This is a genomic window from Rhizobium sp. PK7-22 (genome assembly GCF_056530405.1).
The window spans coordinates 565,461-581,477 of record NZ_CP096514.1; the positions used below are offsets into that span (position 1 = coordinate 565,461).

General features: G+C 63.0%; 15 protein-coding genes. 6 read left to right on the plus strand and 9 right to left on the minus strand.

From position 1 onward, the window contains the following. Positions 1–11: 11 nt before the first annotated feature. Entirely contained in the window at positions 12–452 is a 441-nt protein-coding gene (locus M1E10_RS07475) for a YqaA family protein (RefSeq protein ID WP_499175736.1), read from the plus strand. A gap of 28 nt (positions 453–480) precedes the next feature. Here the strand turns inward: M1E10_RS07475 and M1E10_RS07480 are convergent, their stop codons facing one another. Both M1E10_RS07480 and putA read right to left on the minus strand, forming a co-directional pair. Continuing rightward, positions 481–1,641 (minus strand): iron-containing alcohol dehydrogenase, encoded by a 1,161-nt coding sequence (locus M1E10_RS07480; protein WP_499175738.1) that lies wholly within the window; start codon positions 1,639–1,641, stop codon positions 481–483. Between the two features lie 89 nt (positions 1,642–1,730). After that, entirely contained in the window at positions 1,731–5,423 is a 3,693-nt protein-coding gene (gene putA / locus M1E10_RS07485) for a bifunctional proline dehydrogenase/L-glutamate gamma-semialdehyde dehydrogenase PutA (protein ID WP_499175739.1), read from the minus strand. 127 nt (positions 5,424–5,550) lie between these two features. Between putA and M1E10_RS07490 the strand changes: the two genes are divergently transcribed. Then, positions 5,551–6,012, plus strand: a complete 462-nt coding sequence (locus tag M1E10_RS07490) for an Lrp/AsnC family transcriptional regulator (protein WP_499175740.1) — start codon at positions 5,551–5,553, stop codon at positions 6,010–6,012. 70 nt (positions 6,013–6,082) lie between these two features. Here the strand turns inward: M1E10_RS07490 and bfr are convergent, their stop codons facing one another. The 5 genes from bfr to M1E10_RS07515 form a co-directional block, all read right to left on the minus strand. Next, positions 6,083–6,568 (minus strand): bacterioferritin, encoded by a 486-nt coding sequence (gene bfr, locus M1E10_RS07495; protein ID WP_499175741.1) that lies wholly within the window; start codon positions 6,566–6,568, stop codon positions 6,083–6,085. Next, positions 6,534–6,845 (minus strand): (2Fe-2S)-binding protein, encoded by a 312-nt coding sequence (locus tag M1E10_RS07500; protein ID WP_499175742.1) that lies wholly within the window; start codon positions 6,843–6,845, stop codon positions 6,534–6,536. The genes bfr and M1E10_RS07500 overlap by 35 nt, the downstream gene beginning before the upstream one ends. Before the next feature lie 134 nt (positions 6,846–6,979). Then, complete coding sequence (locus M1E10_RS07505) at positions 6,980–10,411, minus strand: error-prone DNA polymerase family protein (RefSeq protein ID WP_499175743.1); 3,432 nt, start codon at positions 10,409–10,411, stop codon at positions 6,980–6,982. Beyond that, positions 10,408–11,820 carry a Y-family DNA polymerase gene (locus M1E10_RS07510; RefSeq protein ID WP_499177116.1) on the minus strand — a complete coding sequence of 471 codons (1,413 nt, stop codon included), beginning with the start codon at positions 11,818–11,820 and terminating at the stop codon, positions 10,408–10,410. Before M1E10_RS07510 ends, M1E10_RS07505 begins: the two co-directional genes overlap by 4 nt. A 40-nt stretch (positions 11,821–11,860) precedes the next feature. Further along, positions 11,861–12,805: an ImuA family protein gene (locus tag M1E10_RS07515; RefSeq protein WP_499175744.1), complete on the minus strand. Its 945-nt coding sequence runs from the start codon at positions 12,803–12,805 to the stop codon at positions 11,861–11,863. A 165-nt stretch (positions 12,806–12,970) separates the two neighbouring features. Between M1E10_RS07515 and M1E10_RS07520 the strand changes: the two genes are divergently transcribed. Then, complete coding sequence (locus M1E10_RS07520) at positions 12,971–13,408, plus strand: metallopeptidase family protein (RefSeq protein ID WP_499175745.1); 438 nt, start codon at positions 12,971–12,973, stop codon at positions 13,406–13,408. A gap of 17 nt (positions 13,409–13,425) precedes the next feature. Here the strand turns inward: M1E10_RS07520 and M1E10_RS07525 are convergent, their stop codons facing one another. Both M1E10_RS07525 and M1E10_RS07530 read right to left on the minus strand, forming a co-directional pair. Further along, positions 13,426–13,632: a DUF1737 domain-containing protein gene (locus tag M1E10_RS07525; RefSeq protein WP_029617598.1), complete on the minus strand. Its 207-nt coding sequence runs from the start codon at positions 13,630–13,632 to the stop codon at positions 13,426–13,428. After that, positions 13,629–14,537, minus strand: a complete 909-nt coding sequence (locus M1E10_RS07530) for an HpcH/HpaI aldolase/citrate lyase family protein (RefSeq protein WP_499175746.1) — start codon at positions 14,535–14,537, stop codon at positions 13,629–13,631. The genes M1E10_RS07525 and M1E10_RS07530 overlap by 4 nt, the downstream gene beginning before the upstream one ends. A gap of 109 nt (positions 14,538–14,646) precedes the next feature. Between M1E10_RS07530 and M1E10_RS07535 the strand changes: the two genes are divergently transcribed. The 3 genes from M1E10_RS07535 to M1E10_RS07545 all read left to right on the plus strand — a co-directional run bounded on the left by M1E10_RS07535 (position 14,647) and on the right by M1E10_RS07545 (position 16,016). Next, positions 14,647–14,874: a hypothetical protein gene (locus tag M1E10_RS07535; RefSeq protein WP_499175747.1), complete on the plus strand. Its 228-nt coding sequence runs from the start codon at positions 14,647–14,649 to the stop codon at positions 14,872–14,874. A gap of 131 nt (positions 14,875–15,005) precedes the next feature. Next, positions 15,006–15,611 (plus strand): 3-isopropylmalate dehydratase small subunit, encoded by a 606-nt coding sequence (gene leuD / locus M1E10_RS07540; RefSeq protein WP_499175748.1) that lies wholly within the window; start codon positions 15,006–15,008, stop codon positions 15,609–15,611. A gap of 15 nt (positions 15,612–15,626) precedes the next feature. Continuing rightward, the gene (locus tag M1E10_RS07545; RefSeq protein ID WP_499175749.1) at positions 15,627–16,016 is read left to right on the plus strand and encodes a RidA family protein; all 390 of its coding nucleotides are present in this window, start codon (positions 15,627–15,629) and stop codon (positions 16,014–16,016) included. Position 16,017 lies beyond the last annotated feature (1 nt).

The following is a 16,017-nucleotide window of genomic DNA, read 5'->3' on the forward strand; positions in this document are numbered from 1 at the left end:
GGAAGAACGGAATGTTGCTGACCCTCGGCGCCTATGCCGGACTATTTGGCGCAGCCTTCGTGGCCGCCACCTTCCTGCCGATGCAATCGGAAGCCATCCTCGTCGGACTGATCCTGTCGGGCGACTACTCCCTGCTGCTTCTGGTGGCCGCGGCCTCGGTCGGCAACACGCTGGGTGCCGTGGTCAACTGGTTCATCGGACGCGGCATCGAGCGCTTTCGCGACCGCCGCTGGTTTCCCGTCTCACCCGAAAAACTGGAAGACGCGCAGCGCTGGTACCGGAAGTACGGCAAATGGTCGCTTCTCCTGAGCTGGCTGCCCATCGGCGGTGATGCGATCACCGTCGTCGCAGGTGTTCTCCGGGAGCCGCTTTTGCCCTTTCTGCTCCTGGTCTTCATCGGCAAGACGGCCCGCTACGTGGTCGTCGCCGCCGTGACGCTTGGCCTGTTTTGAAGTCACCCTTGGAAGCAGCAACCACCACTTACCACGCAGCACGATAGATCGCTTCGGCATCGGTCCCCGTCACCTCACGCGGATTGTTGACGAGCAGCCGCGTCTGCAGCATCGCATCGCCCGCCATCTGCGCCAGATGCTCTTGACCGATTCCCACGTCCCGCAGTCTGGGTGGTATCCCGAGCCGCCGCGACAGGTCCGACAGCCGTTCGATGAAGGCCTCGCACCGCGCCTGCGGTTCCTGTAGGGAGCCAAGATCCGGAAAGGTGTCGACCGCAAGCTCGGCATAGGCGGTCGTCGCCTCCGGTGCGTTGAAGCGCAGGACATGCGGCAGCACCAGCGCATTGGAGAGACCGTGCGGAATGTGGAACCTGCCGCCGATCGGATAGGCAAGCGCATGCACGGCCGCGACCGGCGAATTGGCGAAGGCCTGCCCCGCCAGCATCGAGCCGAGCAGCATCGAACCCCGCGCGGAACGGCTGCCTCCGTTAAACACCGCCTCCTCGATATGGCCCCCCAGCAGATGCAGGGCCTGGCGGGCGAGCATTCGTGAGAGGGGATTGTTGTTGGGGTTCTTCGACGTATAGGCCTCGATCGCATGGACCATGGCATCAATCCCGGTTGCTGCCGTGATCTGCGGCGGCAGACCAAGCGTCAGGTCCGGATCGAGAATGGCGATGTCCGGCAGCAGGATGGGGGAGGAAATGCCGCGCTTCTCGACACCGCCGACCGTGACGATCGCGACCGGCGTGACCTCCGATCCGGTCCCTGCGGTGGTCGGCACCAGGATCAGCGGCAGGCGTGGCCCCTTGGCGTTCCCCACGCCCCAGGCACCTGCAACGTCCTCATCGGAACCGAGAAGGAGGGCGGCGATCTTGGCGACATCGAGTGAGGAGCCGCCTCCGAAGCCGATGATACCGGTCACCTCCCCCTGCCTGCCCGCCTCCACCGCCTTGAGGATCGTATCCAGCGACGGGTCCGCCTCGACCTGATCGAAGACGGTGACCTCAGCACCCGCTGCCGAGAGAGAGGCCAAGGGCGCGTCGCAGAGCCCCAGAGCTCGAAGGCCACCGTCTGTCACGAACAGGATACGGTTGCCGCACCTTGTCGCGGCGACATTACCGATGTCACTGCCGGCGCCGGCGCGAAAGATGATCTGCGCCGCGGTATTGAAGACGAATGGATGCATTGGACTCCCCCCGATGACGCTGCCGAAGGAACCCTCGGCAGCTTCGCCATCAAAGACATAGTCCTCATCCAGTACAAGGGCTGGCTTGGCTAGCCGATCGCCATCAAGCTCGCATTGCCACCCGCCGCCGCCGTGTTGATCGAGGTCGAAACCTCCTCCAACAGCCAGTTCAGGCAATAGGCATCGGTGCCGCGCATCTCCTCGACAGACGCTGCCTGAACCAGCACCAGGGGCCCCGGAAGCGCGGCAATCCGGGTCGTGAAGGAGCGGATCCGCTCCGCATCACCTTCGATCAGCGCGCCGGCATAGGGCCCCTCGACTGACCAGTCCGTTGACCAGCGAACGCGGGCGGCAACGGAAGCAGGAAGGCTTTCCAACAGCGCCTTGAGGGAAGCGATCTCATCGATGACGGCGGTATTGCCGGTCGCCAGCACGGCCGCGAGCTGATGATGGAGCCCGGTTTCCGTCTCCGGCACCAGCAGGATCTGGCCGCGCGCATGCAGGCCGTAGAGGTTGCTCTCGCCGACGGGACCCGGCAGCTGCATGTTCAGCCCCAGCGCGGATGCGCTTCCCATTCCGGCGGCGGTTTCGGCTCCTGCGTCCTGACCGCGCCCCTGCAGCCAGCGGACATAGTCGAGAAGCACCGGATCGGTGTGGACCGAACTGTGCTGCGGCGGAATGGGAGCGGACTGCACCAGGCGCCCGATGTAGAGCGGTCCACCGGCCTTCGGTCCCGTGCCTGAGAGCCCGCGCCCCCCGAACGGCTGCACCCCGACCACCGCACCAATGATGTTGCGGTTGACGTAGAGATTGCCGGCGCGGATGCGGCTCGTGACGTGGGCGATGGTTTCATCCAGGCGGGTGTGAAGCCCGAAGGTGAGCCCGTAGCCCGTGGCGTTGATGTCGTCGATCAACCGGTCCAGCTGGTCGCGCCGGTAGCGGATGACATGCAATACAGGGCCGAAGACCTCCTTTTCGAGATCCTTGAGCGAATCGAGCTCGATGATCGTCGGTGCCACGAAGGTGCCTGCCTGTGTTTCTGCCGGCATCTCGGTCTGCTCGACCTTCCGTCCCCGCCCGCGCATCGCCTCGATATGATCCTCGAGGGTGCGCTTCGCCTCGGCCGTGATCACCGGCCCGATATCGACGCTGAGGCGGTCGGTGCGGCCGATGGAGAGTTCCTGGAGTGCGCCCCTCAGCATGGTCAGCGTCCGCTCGGCCACCTCCTCCTGCAGGCACAGCACGCGCAGCGCAGAGCAGCGCTGGCCGGCACTGTCGAAGGCCGAGGCGATCACGTCAGCGACCACCTGTTCGGCAAGTGCGGAGGAATCGACGATCATGACGTTCTGCCCGCCGGTCTCGGCGATCAGCGGAATGGGCTTTCCGTTCGGCAGCAACCGGCCGGAAAGCTGTTTCTGGATCAGTCGCGCCACCTCCGTCGAGCCGGTAAACATCACCCCACAGGTCTCGGGCGCGCCGACCAGCGCGGCGCCGATCCGGCCATCGCCGGGGACGAACTGAAGGACGGCGGAAGGAATACCCGCTTCATGCATGAGGCGCACTGCCTCGGCAGCGATCAGCGGCGTTTCCTCCGCCGGCTTGGCGAGCACCGGATTGCCGGCCACCAGGGCCGCCGCAATCTGACCGGTGAAGATGGCCAGCGGAAAATTCCAGGGGCTGATGCACACGATCGGGCCGAGCGGCGCATGCGTGATCCCGAGGGTCCGCCGGGCCTGCTCCGCATAATAGCGCAGAAAATCCACGGCCTCGCGCACCTCGGCAATGGCGTTCGGCAGGGATTTTCCGGCCTCGCGCATGATCAGCCCGAGCAGGATCGGCATCCGCGCCTGCATCAGGTCCGCCGCCCTCTCCAGGTGGGCGGCCCGTTCCGACGCCGGTATTTGGGCCCAATCGGGTGCAGCCTGTGCGGCAAGACCCAACACAACCCTTGCCTCGTCTTCCGTCGCCTCGGTGACGTACCCGACGATGTCCTGATGATCGGCTGGATTGGCAACCGGACGCGAATTCCGACTGGTTGCGACACCGGCAATTACGGGCGCCGCGATCCAGTCGAGTGTCGCGCTTTTCTGAAGTTCTTCGCTCAAGCGCTCCAATGTGCTTTCGTCGGAGAGGTCTAGTCCTGCGGAGTTGCGCCGTCCCGTTCCCAGGATGTCCTGCGGCAAGGCGATCATATCGTGCATGCTGCCGGGTGCGGCCATCGCCCGCACCAGATCGACCGGGTCTGTGGTGAGCTCATCAACGGAAACGGCCGGATTGGCGATCCGATTGACGAACGACGAATTGGCGCCGTTTTCCAGGAGCCTGCGCACCAGGTAGGCAAGCAGCGTTTCATGCGTTCCGACCGGAGCGTAGATACGGCACGGACGGTCGAGCTTGTCCTTGCCCACAACCTCGTCATAGAGCGGCTCGCCCATGCCGTGCAGGCACTGGAACTCGTATTTGCCGATCTGGAACTCTGGCCCGGCCAGGTGATAGATCGTCGACAGCGTCTGGGCGTTGTGGGTCGCAAACTGCGGAAAGACAAGATCCGTCGCAGCCAGAAGCCTCTTGGCGCAGGCGATATAGGAGACGTCTGTGTGGACCTTGCGGGTGAACACGGGGAAATCGGCGAGGCCGTCCAGTTGGGCGCGCTTGATTTCCGCATCCCAATATGCGCCCTTGACCAGTCGGACCATGATGCGGTGATGGGAGCGGCGGGCGAGATCGATGATGAAATCGAGCACGAAGGGGCAGCGCTTGCCGTAGGCCTGGACGACAAAGCCGATACCGTTCCAGCCGGTAAGCGCCTGGTCGAGGCAGAGCTCCTCGAGCAGATCGAGCGACAGTTCGAGTCGATCCGCCTCTTCCGCATCGATATTGAGCCCGATGTCGTAGGACTTGGCGATCAGCGCCAGCGCCTTCACCTTCGGCAGCAGCTCCTCCATGACCCGCCAGGCCTGCGCCCGCGTATATCGCGGATGAAGTGCCGAAAGCTTGATGGAAATGCCAGGCCCGTTGTAGACGCCGCGACCGCCGGAGGCCTTGCCGATGGCGTGGATCGCCCTCTCGTAGTCCCTGTAGTAGCGGGCGGCATCATTCGCGGTTGTCGCCGCCTCGCCCAGCATGTCGTAGGAATACCCGAAGCCGCGATCCTCAAGCCTCTTGGCCCGCCGTAGGGCCTCCTCGATCGTTTCTCCAGTGACGAACTGCTCGCCCATCATCCGCATCGCCATGTCGACGCCGCGGCGGACGACCGGCTCGCCGCAGCGGGCGATCAGCCGCGTCAGCGCGGCGGCAAGGCTGCGGTCATTGACGGTGGAGGTCAACTTGCCGGTGACGACAAGCCCCCAGCTTGCGGCATTGACGAAGAGCGATCGCCCGCCGCCGATGTGGGACTTCCAGTCGCCATGGGAGATCTTGTCGCGGATCAGCGCATCGCGGGTCGCCGCATCGGGAATGCGCAGCAGCGCCTCCGCAAGGCACATCAGGGCGACACCCTCCTGGCTGGAGAGCGAATATTCCTGCACCAGTCCTTCGATGCCGGAGCCGCCGCCCTTGGCCCGCAGCGCCTCGATCAGCCGGCGCCCCGTGGCCTTGATCTTCTGCCGGGTCTGGTCGGGAAGCGTGGCCGCATCGGCCAATGTATCCACACATGCGACCTCCGGCAGTCGATAGGCCGACGTGATGGCTGTCCGAAGTGGACCCCTTGGTCGAACCGGAGGAGCGAAATCCGAAAAGGGTGGTCGGGCTGCAGGGGCGTCGGACTGAAACTGGGTGCTCATCTGATGTATCCGGGGCGAGAGACAGATTTGCCGATCTTACCTCAAGGTTTTTCCGCGCCATGACTTTTCACAGCCCCATCGGTGGTGATATTCACCTATCACGGCGGTCAAGGAGGTGAATTTCACCATGAAAGTGCCCAAGGAAAGCGAACTCGATACTTATGATCGCAAGATTCTTGAGATTGTCGCCGACGATGGGCGAATTTCGCTCACCGAGCTGGCAAACCGCATCGGCCTGTCGAAGACGCCGTGCACCGCGCGGCTGAAACGGCTGATCGACGAAAACTTTATCCAGGGCTTCCGGGCGGTGCTCAATCCGCAGAAGCTGGGGCTTGATCACGTGGCTTTCGCGGAGGTCACCCTCTCCGACACCCGCGAAAAGGCGCTTCTGGAATTCAACCAGGCGGTCAGCAGGATCAGGGAAGTTGAGGAATGTCATATGATTGCGGGCCGCTACGACTATCTGCTGAAGGTCCGGACCCCGAATATTCGCCGCTACCGGGAGATCCTCGGAGAGCGCATTTCCAGCCTTCCGCACGTCGCCAGCACATCGACCTCGGTCGCGATGCAATCCGTGAAGGAGAGGTAGCGACCGTACGCCCTTGGGCGGCGCTGATCCGGCGACATTGGTATGTCACCGGATCGGTAGTCTTCAGGCCTTATTCGGCCACGTCTGCGGAAACGGCGTTCAGCAGGCCATAGCGCTCTTCACCGATCTTGCCGAGCAGGTCGAGCTGCGTTTCCAGGAAGTCGATGTGACCTTCCTCGTCGGCAAGCAGCTGTTCGAAAAGCTTCATGGAGACATAGTCTCCGGCCGCGTGACAGACGTCGCGCGAGGCCTTGTAGGCCGTGCGGGCATCGTATTCGCCGGCAAGATCCGCCTCAAGCACTTCCTTGACGTTCTGGCCGATGCGCAGAGGCGCAAGCGTCTGCAGGTTCGGATGGCCTTCAAGGAAGATGATGCGATCGATGATGCGGTCGGCGTGATGCATCTCCTCGATGGATTCTTCACGCTCTTTTTTCGCCAGCTTGGCAAAGCCCCAGTCCGACAGCAGACGGTAGTGAAGCCAGTATTGGTTGACGGCGCCGAGTTCGAGGAAAAGAGCCTCGTTAAGCCGCTCGATGACGCTGATGTCGCCTTTCAATGTCCGCTCTCCTGTTTTCTTCATGGAATTGTTTCAGGCGGGACATATAGTCGATAACTTCCGCTTCCGTCGAGTGGCGGTGAGCGTGATAATCCTCGGTAGTCTTGATGATGAGCTCGACAACATTGGGGAAGCAGCCGCAGCAACGGCCACGCTTGCTCATCGCGTGATACACCTTCGCCGGAACGATCAGCTGCCAGCAGTCCTCATCGAGGAGCTCGACGATGACGTCGCGGATGTCCTTGTCGGTGATGTAATTGCAGCTGCAAACTAGCATTCTTGGTCAACCCATCAAACATGACCCTTAACATCCGCTTTTTGCGAAAGAGCAGCGCTTCTGTCAAGAAAAAATCGCTCACGTATTAGAGAGGGCTTGCAGTCGGTTGCCGCAGCCGCGCCGGGAGACACGGCCTAATGAAAGTTGCGGCCCCTTGGCATGACGTCTTCCGGCCGCAGATCCAGTTGAGGTTGCCCACCCTCCACGGCGTGCCCTGAAGGCTGTTCATCCCCGTCCGGGCTTCTGCGCTTGCGGTAACTTCCACCACCGGATCCCAGCGTCTCGTCCGAACGTGGCGAGCCGAAACGACGCCCCTCCTTCTGGAGGATGCCGAGCATGGGGGTGATGTCTTCTATGTGTTCGACGACCGTGTGGATGACGCCATGCACGCTCTGCAGGCGGCCCCGGATCTTCACCAGCCGCGCGCGCATGACGACGGCCCGGTGGCGCTCGAAGGTCTTCGGCCAGACGATCGCGTTGGCAACACCGGTCTCGTCCTCCAGCGTCATGAAGATCACCCCATTGGCCGATCCCGGGCGCTGGCGCACCAGCACCAGGCCGGCAATCACCGTCATGCGCCCGTTCGGCACCGAAAGCAGGTCGACGCTGCGCGTCACGCCCATCCGGATGAACTCCTCCCGCAGGAAGGTTGTCGGATGTGCCTTCAGCGACAGCGACAGATGGCGATAGTCCTCGATCACCTGCTCTCCGGGCAACATGTCCGGCAGCTGCGTGACGGGTTCCACCTGCAGCTCACCCTGCCTCACCTGATCGAAGAGAGGCAGCTTGTCGACGGCCTTCCGGCCATCGAGACCCCGCACCTGCCAGAGCGCCTCACGGCGGGAAATGCCGAGTGAGCCGAAGGCATCGGCATCCGCCAGACGTTCGACATCCGCCTTGTCGAGGCCGGAGCGCAGCCACAGGTCACGGATGGAAGCATAGCCGGACCCACGATTTTCGATCAGGCGCTCCTTGATGAGCCGCTCCGAAAGCCCCTTGACCTGCCGCAGGCCCAGCCGCACCGCCTTCTTCGTCCGGATTACCTCGCGCATCTCCCGATGCCGCCGATCGATCCTGTCCCGGCTGAACTTGGCGTCTTCCAGTCCGCAGTCCCAGTCGGAAAGATTGACATCGACCGGCCGCACCTCGACCCCATGTTCCCGCGCATCGCGCACCAGTTGCGCCGGCGCGTAAAAACCCATCGGCTGCGAGTTCAAGATCGCAGCGCAGAAGACGTCTGGATAATAGGTCTTGATCCAGCAGGAGGCATAGACGAGGAGCGCAAAGGAGGCCGCATGGCTTTCCGGAAAGCCATATTCGGCGAAGCCTTCGATCTGGCTGAAACAGCGTTCGGCAAACTCCTTCCGGTAACCCTTCTTCAGCATGCCCTGGATGAGGTCGTCCTTGAATTCCTCCACCCGGCCCGAGCGCTTGAAGGTGGCCATCGAGCGGCGCAGCCTGTCGGCCTTGGCCGGTGAAAATCCTGCCGCGGTGATGGCGATCTGCATGGCCTGCTCCTGGAAGAGCGGCACGCCCAAGGTTCGCGCCAGAACCGCCCGCAATTCCGGCCTCTCGTAGATGATCTCTTGTCCCCGATCGCGCTCTTCCCGCCGCTTCAGGTAGGGATGCACCATATTGCCCTGGATGGGCCCCGGCCGCACGATCGCCACTTCGATGACCAGATCATAGAACTGTCGCGGCCGCAGCCGCGGCAGCATGCTCATCTGTGCCCGGCTTTCGATCTGGAAGACGCCGATCGTGTCGGCGCGGCAGATCATGTCGTAGACCTCGCCTTTCTGGTCCTGAAGCAGGCCGGCCAGCGTCTCGCTTCGCTGGTAATGGCTGCGCATCATGTCGAAGGCCTTTCTCAGGCAGGTCAGCATGCCGAGCGCCAGCACGTCGATCTTCAGGAGCTTCAGCGTATCGAGATCATCCTTGTCCCACTCGATCATGTAGCGGCCGGGCATGGCCGTCTTCATGATCGGCACGACCTCGTCCAGCCGGTCGCGGGTGATCAGGAAGCCGCCCACATGCTGCGTCAGGTGGCGGGGAAAGCCTAGGAGCGCGCGCGCATGCGCAATCACTCTTCGGGTGGTCGGATCCTTCACGTCGAGGCCGGCCACCTTCGCCTCGCGTTCCGAAATCCCCTCCTCCGACCACCCCCAAACGGTGCTCGACAGCGCCGCCTGCACGTCCTCGGAAAGACCGAAGGCCTTGGCGACTTCACGGCCCGCCATCCGGGTGCGGTAGCTCGTCACCGCCGCCGTCAGCCCCGCATGGCGATAGCCGTAATGCCGGTAGATGTACTGGATGACCTCTTCGCGCCGCTCATGCTCGAAATCGACGTCGATATCGGGCGGTTCATTTCGTTCGGTGGAGATGAAGCGCTCGAACAGGAGGGTCGTGAAGCTGGGATCCACCTCGGTGATCCCGAGACAATAGCAGACGGCCGAATTGGCCGCCGACCCCCGTCCTTGGCAGAGGATCTTCAGGACATTGCGGGCGTGCCAGACGATATGGCGAACCGTCAGGAAATAGGGCTCGTACTGCATCTCGGTGATCAGCTGGAGCTCATAGCGGATCAGCTGGGCGACCTTGTCGGGAACACCCTGCGGATACCGGTCTTCGGCCCCCTCCCAGGTCAGCCTCTCCAGCGTTCGCGCCATGGTCTCGCCGGCAACGCTCTCGTCGGGATAATTGTGTTGCAGCTCCTCGAGCGAAAACCGAAGCTGGCTAAAGAACCTTTCGGTATTGGCCACCGCTTCGGGATACTTCCGAAACAGGCGCATCATCTCAAAGGCCGGCTTCAGATATTTCTCCCCGTTCGGGGCCAGAAGAAATCCGGCCTCCGCAACCGCGACATGCTCGCGGATGGCCGTGACCACATCGGCCAGCGAACGTCTGTCGGGATGGTGATAGAGCGGTTGGTTGGTGGCGAGTAACGGCAGGCGGTGCCGCTCGGCAAGCCGCGCCAGAATGGCAAAATTCACGCCGTCGCGGCCATCATAGGCCGGCGACAGCGCCATGAAGAGCGAACCGCCGAACCGTTGCCGCAGCCGCGGCAGGCGGTCTGCCAGAATGTCCCCATAATCGCCCTCTTCCAGCCGGGCATGATCCGGCACGACGGCGAGCATCATCTCCCCGCCCCACTCAAGGATGTCCCATTCCTCCAGGATGCATTCGCCCTTTTCCGCGCGCAGATTGCCGCGGCTCAACAGGCGGCAGAGATTGGCCCATCCCTTGCGGCTCTTGGGATAGGCCAGAATATCGGGCGTGCCATCGGCAAAGACCAGCCGGGCGCCTGGCTGAAACCGGGTGGGCGGGACAGCCTCCGGCTCCTCCGGTTTGCGTCCGTGTTTCTGCTGGTGCTGCACCATCTCCTTCATGTCGCGGACATGGTTGAAGGCTCGCACCACACCGGCCACGGAATTGCGGTCGGCAATCCCAAGGCCGGCAAGCCCGATGGCCGACGCCTGCTGCACCATCTCCTCCGGCTTGGACGCCCCTTCGAGGAAGGAGAAATTGGTCCGCGCACCGATCTCGAAGAAGGAAGCTGCCGCCGTCATGCGAAGACCCCCTGCACGTACCAGCCAGGCGCCATGTCCTGATGGTAGTGGCCCTTGCGATAGAGCCACAGGCGCTGCCCCGTCTTCACCTCGAGGCGGAAATAGTCCCGCTCTCCCGGATCCTCCTCGTCCAGCCACCATTCGGGAGAAATCCGCTCCGGCCCTTCTGCGCGCAGCACCTCGTGAAGAATGCGCCGCCAGCGGAAACGGAAGGGCGGCCCGTCTGGAACCTCCGCCACCGCCTCGACCGGCTCAGGATAACGCAACAGGCGCACGGGACGATCGCAAACCTGGAAACCGAAACCGAGATCCTCCCGCTTCGACGCAGCATGCATGTCCAGGGCCGGCAGGAAGATCGACGCCCGCTCCGGGACATGGCTTTGACGCAACGCGACACTTTGCAGGGCATGCTCCCCGAGCCGCGCACTGACCCGGTCGACGAAATCGCCCAGTGACGCTGCATGTTGCCCCTGCCCCTCGAAATCCGCCTGGCTCGATCGGAAATCCTCATGCCGCAGCACGTTGAGGCGAAGGATCTCGAAGCCGAAACCGGCATCCAGATCGTCGTGAACCGCCTTGAGGCGCTCCGAAAAAAGAGCGGCGATCCGCTGGGGCTCTCGCAGCGGCTGGGAGGCACCGGCCTCGATCCGGAAGACCTTGCCGTCCACCCGGAAGAGCACCAGTTCGAAGACACGGCCGCCGGCGCCGCGGGCTTCCAGGCTCGGCAGCAGGAGAAGTGCTACCTGGCCCGCCAGATACAGGATGTCCTCCTCCGCCCGGATCGGCTCGAGAAGCCGCCGCTCGCAGGACAGCACCGGCACCGGGCGGCGCGGAGAGATCGGCTCCTCCACATCACCCAACAATTGGTCCAGCCGCAGCAGGACCTGCGCGCCAAAGCGACGGGCAAGCGGCGCGCGCGGAAGCGAAAACATGTCCCCGATCCGCTTGAGGCCCAGCTTGCGCAGCGCACCCACCAGATCCCGATCGAGCCTGAGGCCCGCCACCGGCAGTGGCGCGGCAATCGCTTCCTTTTCCCCGTCGGCCACGACGCCGCCGCCGCCGAACCGACAGACGGCCCAGGAAAGGCCAGGCCACCCGGAAATGGCGCCCCTTGCATCGAAACCCATCTGGAACAGCCGCAGCATCACGTCGTTCAGCAGCAGCTCCTCGCCGCCGAACAGATGGGCGCAGCCGGTGATATCGAGAAGCAGGCCATTCTCCCCGTCGATCGCCACCAGCGGCGTATAGCGGTCGCACCAGTCCGCCACCGCTTCCAGCAGGGCCCGGTCGGCAACCCTGTTTTCGTCCGCCACCTCCACGGACGGATGAATGGCCCGCGCCTCCGCCAGTCCCTGCCCCAGCGTCAGGCCCAGTGTTTCCGACATTTCGTCCAGCGACGTCAGTCGCATGGCATTCTCGTGGCGTCCGGCGCAGAGGATCGGCGGATGCTCAGGACGCCCGGTCGAACGCCAGGAGGGACCCCACTTCAGCCGGGCGATCCGGTCGGTCGACAGATGCGGCAGGACGATCGACAGGATGCGCTGTCCCGGATGTGACAGGGAGGGCTGGTGGGCGGGCGAGGAGAAATTGACGGTCACGGGAATTCCATTCCAGGGTGAAAGAGAGCGGAGCCGGATTTCGGCTCTTCTCCAGGGTCAGACGAAAAACCGGATGGCCAAGGCTGCCGCCCAGCATCGAACCATCGGGGAGGCGCCGTTCCAGAGCCGGCGCCGGTTCGGCACGAAAGCGGAAGGCGGCACTGCTTGCCTCCTCCTCGCCCGCATGCCGGAGCACGAAAAGCGGCCGCCCTGCCGCCTTTGCTCTGAGGGCAAGTCGCCGGCTTTCGGTCAGGCCGAACGCCGAAAGATTGCCACGAACTTCAAGAATGGTGGCTGAGAGAGCTCTGCTGGCCAGTGCCAGCTCGGCAATCCAGAGGGCCTCTTCCAGCTTTCGCGGCAGGGCAAACAGGAGTTGATCGGGCCTCAGACCGAACTCCCTCAACCCCAGGGCATACGGCAGGCCGGCCTCCTGCACGCAGGCCGTATCGCTAATCCACAGCACCGGTTCCCCTGTCGCCTTTGCATCCTGTCCAGACGTCCCCATCAACCGGGACGTCATTGCCAGAAGAAGAGCCGTTGCGGCACCGGAGTCCCGGAAAAGCTGCGTCCGGATCTCTGTCAGCCCGTCCCGGGGCAGCCCGCCGTCCAGCAGGCAATCCACCTCCTGGACGCCGAAGCAGAACCGGTTTGATGATCCTGCAGCGGCTCCTTCCGCCGCACCGGCAGCCTCGGTCTGTTGGGCCGCTGCCATGGCCGGCAAAGGCTTTCCTTCCAGTCGGGCGATCGTTTCACGCAGGGCAAAAAGTCTCTCCTGCGCCGTGGCATCTTCAGCCATGGCGTCAGCTCCATTCATTTGTTCTCTTTATGTTCTAATGGATTCCAGAGCTGCCCAAAAGAGTCAACAGCCATTTTGGCGCGCAAGCCCGTTTGCTCGGGAGGCTGATGAATCCTCTCGAAAATTTCCTGAAATGAATTATATGAGCTCCCACAAGGAGCATGTATGGCCCGTATTGACCAAACTGACGACTGGCGGGACCGCCACGCGCCCACCCTCAGTGCCTTCGAGTCGTTGGCGATCGAAGCTTACGGCAACCTGCCGGAAGAATTCCGGGCGCTGACCGCGAACCTGACCATCGAGATCGAGGAATTTCCCGACGACGATATCTTCGAGGACATGGCGCTCGAAACTCCCTTCGATCTGCTCGGCCTCTTCGAAGGACGCGGCATCTCGGAGCGTTTCACCATGGAAACGGGTGAACTGCCGAACCGTATCCGTCTCTACCGTCGCCCGATCCTGGATTACTGGGCGGAAAACGAGGAGACACTGGGCGATATCATCACCCATGTGCTGATCCACGAGATCGGCCATCACTTCGGCCTGAGCGACGACGACATGGAGCGGATCGAGGAAAGCGCCGAGGAAGCCACCGAGCGCTGACCTCTGCCTGAAGCGGCCTACTGCTCGCCGAGCTTGATGTCGGGGTGGTAATCCTTGCCGTGCACCGTCTTCACGACGGCCTGGCCGCAGTACATCTTGTTCTCGGCAGCGTTGAAGCTGTGGCTGGGCGATCCGTGCAGGTCCCAACCCTTGTTCAGGGCATCCGTGACCCGGTGGCAGAAGGAAGAATCGTCGGGGCCGGTGAGGAAACGGTAGACTTTCATGCGCTTGTCTTTCTGCTTTCGATGAGCTGCAACCGGGCGAGAAGTCTTTCGGCTTCTTCCAGATGCAGGCGTTCGACCATCCGGCCGTTGAGGTTGATGACGTTGAGATCTGCGGCCTCCGGCTGACGGAAGGCGGCGACGATGGTTTCGGCCTCGGCGATTGCCTCAGGCGCCGGTCCGAAGCTCTCGTTGGCGCCTTCGATCTGTGCCGGATGGATCAGCATCTTGCCGTCGAACCCCATGGCGCGGCCCTGGACGCACTCGGCCAGAAACCCGTCGGCATCGCGAAAATCATTGAAGACGCTGTCGATGACATCCAGACCATGGGCGCGCCCAGCCAGGACCACCTGCATCAGCCAGGGCACCAGATAGGCCCGCCCGGGCTGCGGCAAAACGCCGGTTTCTTTCCGCAGATCGTTGAGGCCCATCACGAAACAGTCCAGCCGCCCGCCCGCCTCACGTCCAGCCGCGGCAATGACCGCTGCGTTGAGTAGGCCCAGTGGCGTCTCCATCATCGCCCAGACCTTCAGGCTGTTCGGCACGTTCCGGAGCGCTTCGGCCATCTGCCGGATCTCGGCCGGATCCTCCACCTTGGGCAGAAGCACCGCATCCGGCTCAAGCTCCAGGACCAGCTCGACGTCCTGGCCGCGAAACGGCGTACCCACGCCATTGATGCGGATCACCGTTTCCCGCGCCGTGAGCGGCGTCTCCCGAAAGAACCGTCGCAGGTTGTCGCGCGCTTCGGCCTTTTTGTCCGGGGCGACCGAATCTTCGAGGTCGAAGATGATCACGTCGCAGTCCAGCCCGTGCGTCTTGTCGAGGGCGCGCCGGTTGATCGCCGGCACGCTGAGGCAGGAGCGGCGAGGAGGCGAAACGGGCGCCGAAGGAGAGGTCACGAATGTCATCGCGATTTTGTGACAAGCTTTTTGACGCGACGCAATATCGCAAGGAGGGAAAAGCCTTGCAAGGCAGACCGGCAAAGACCACATTCAGGTCCACAGAAAGGTCTGGACCATGCAAAACATTCGTTCGTTCTTCCTTTTCACCACCGGTGTCGCTCTCTTCGCACTGGCGGCTCTTCTGACCGCCTCCCTGACGGTCGCCTTCATCGGCATCGTCGGCGCGATTGCGGCAGGCCGCTTCCTGTCGGCGCGACTGAAGCCTGTTCCGGTGAAAGCCAAGGCGCAGAAACCCGACCTTCGCGTCTGGAATGACGGCCGCGGTACCATCATCGATCTTTAAGCAAGACCAGCCAAAAGCCGGGCAGCCTGATTTTCCGGCGCCTGGCGTACCGCCTTGGACCAAAACGGACCTTCAAATCCCCCCTGATTTGCTTTAAGGCCTTCCGCAGACAGTCGATGTGGAGGCAGATCATGGAAAAGTTCGTCAAGCTTACGGGCGTTGCAGCGCCGCTTCCGGTCGTCAACGTCGACACCGACATGATCATTCCCAAGGACTACCTGAAGACGATCAAGCGGACCGGCTTGGGCCAAGGACTTTTCGCCGAGGCCCGCTACCATGAAGACGGGACCGAAAATCCTGACTTCATGCTCAACAAACCCGCCTATCGCAACGCCAAGATCCTGGTCGCTGGCGACAATTTCGGCTGCGGCTCGTCGCGCGAGCATGCACCCTGGGCGCTTCTCGACTTCGGCATCCGCTGCGTGATCTCCACGAGCTTCGCCGACATCTTCTACAACAACTGCTTCAAGAACGGCATCCTGCCCATCGTCGTCAGCCACGACGACCTGGACAAGCTGATGGACGACGCCTCGCGTGGCTCCAATGCCGTGCTGACGGTTGACCTGGAAGCCCAGGAAATCACCGGTCCCGACGGCGGGTCCATCCGCTTCGACATCGATCCGGCGCGCCGTCATATCCTGCTCGAGGGCCTCGACGACATCGCCAGCACGCTGAAGAGCGAGTCCGTGATCGGCAGCTTCGAACAGAAGACCACCGCCCAGCGGCCCTGGCTCTGACCCGGTCAACCGCCGATGATCAAACGCATCTCATCCGGCTCGCCTTTCGAAGCTCGCATCGGCTACTCCCGCGCCGTGGTGGACGCAGAGATGGTCTACGTCTCGGGCACGACCGGCTATGACTACGCGCGCATGACGATGCCGGAGGCCGTGGCCGACCAGACGCGAAACGCTCTGGCAACCATCGAGAAAGCCCTGCTGGATGCCGGCAGCAGCCTCAAGGACGTCCTTCGCGTCCGCTATTACATCACCGACATGAACGACTACGACGCCATCGTTGACGTCCTCGGAGAGGCATTTGCCGAAATCCGGCCGGCGGCGACGATGATCGTCTGCGGGCTGACGACGCCCGAGATGAAGGTCGAGATCGAGGTGACCGCCCGCATCGGAGCCGGAACGTCCTGAA

Excerpts from the sequence above, each read along its gene's own strand:
- M1E10_RS07530 (WP_499175746.1), bottom strand. The coding sequence starts at position 14,537 with ATGACATTCGTGACCTCTCCTTCGGCGCCCGTTTCGCCTCCTCGCCGC.
- M1E10_RS07545 (WP_499175749.1), top strand. The coding sequence starts at position 15,627 with ATGATCAAACGCATCTCATCCGGCTCGCCTTTCGAAGCTCGCATCGGC.
- putA (WP_499175739.1), bottom strand. The coding sequence starts at position 5,423 with ATGAGCACCCAGTTTCAGTCCGACGCCCCTGCAGCCCGACCACCCTTT.
- M1E10_RS07500 (WP_499175742.1), bottom strand. The coding sequence starts at position 6,845 with ATGCTAGTTTGCAGCTGCAATTACATCACCGACAAGGACATCCGCGAC.
- M1E10_RS07510 (WP_499177116.1), bottom strand. The coding sequence starts at position 11,820 with ATGCGACTGACGTCGCTGGACGAAATGTCGGAAACACTGGGCCTGACG.
- M1E10_RS07490 (WP_499175740.1), top strand. The coding sequence starts at position 5,551 with ATGAAAGTGCCCAAGGAAAGCGAACTCGATACTTATGATCGCAAGATT.
- M1E10_RS07475 (WP_499175736.1), top strand. The coding sequence starts at position 12 with ATGTTGCTGACCCTCGGCGCCTATGCCGGACTATTTGGCGCAGCCTTC.
- M1E10_RS07505 (WP_499175743.1), bottom strand. The coding sequence starts at position 10,411 with ATGACGGCGGCAGCTTCCTTCTTCGAGATCGGTGCGCGGACCAATTTC.
- M1E10_RS07480 (WP_499175738.1), bottom strand. The coding sequence starts at position 1,641 with ATGCATCCATTCGTCTTCAATACCGCGGCGCAGATCATCTTTCGCGCC.
- M1E10_RS07525 (WP_029617598.1), bottom strand. The coding sequence starts at position 13,632 with ATGAAAGTCTACCGTTTCCTCACCGGCCCCGACGATTCTTCCTTCTGC.
- M1E10_RS07520 (WP_499175745.1), top strand. The coding sequence starts at position 12,971 with ATGGCCCGTATTGACCAAACTGACGACTGGCGGGACCGCCACGCGCCC.
- M1E10_RS07535 (WP_499175747.1), top strand. The coding sequence starts at position 14,647 with ATGCAAAACATTCGTTCGTTCTTCCTTTTCACCACCGGTGTCGCTCTC.
- leuD (WP_499175748.1), top strand. The coding sequence starts at position 15,006 with ATGGAAAAGTTCGTCAAGCTTACGGGCGTTGCAGCGCCGCTTCCGGTC.
- M1E10_RS07515 (WP_499175744.1), bottom strand. The coding sequence starts at position 12,805 with ATGGCTGAAGATGCCACGGCGCAGGAGAGACTTTTTGCCCTGCGTGAA.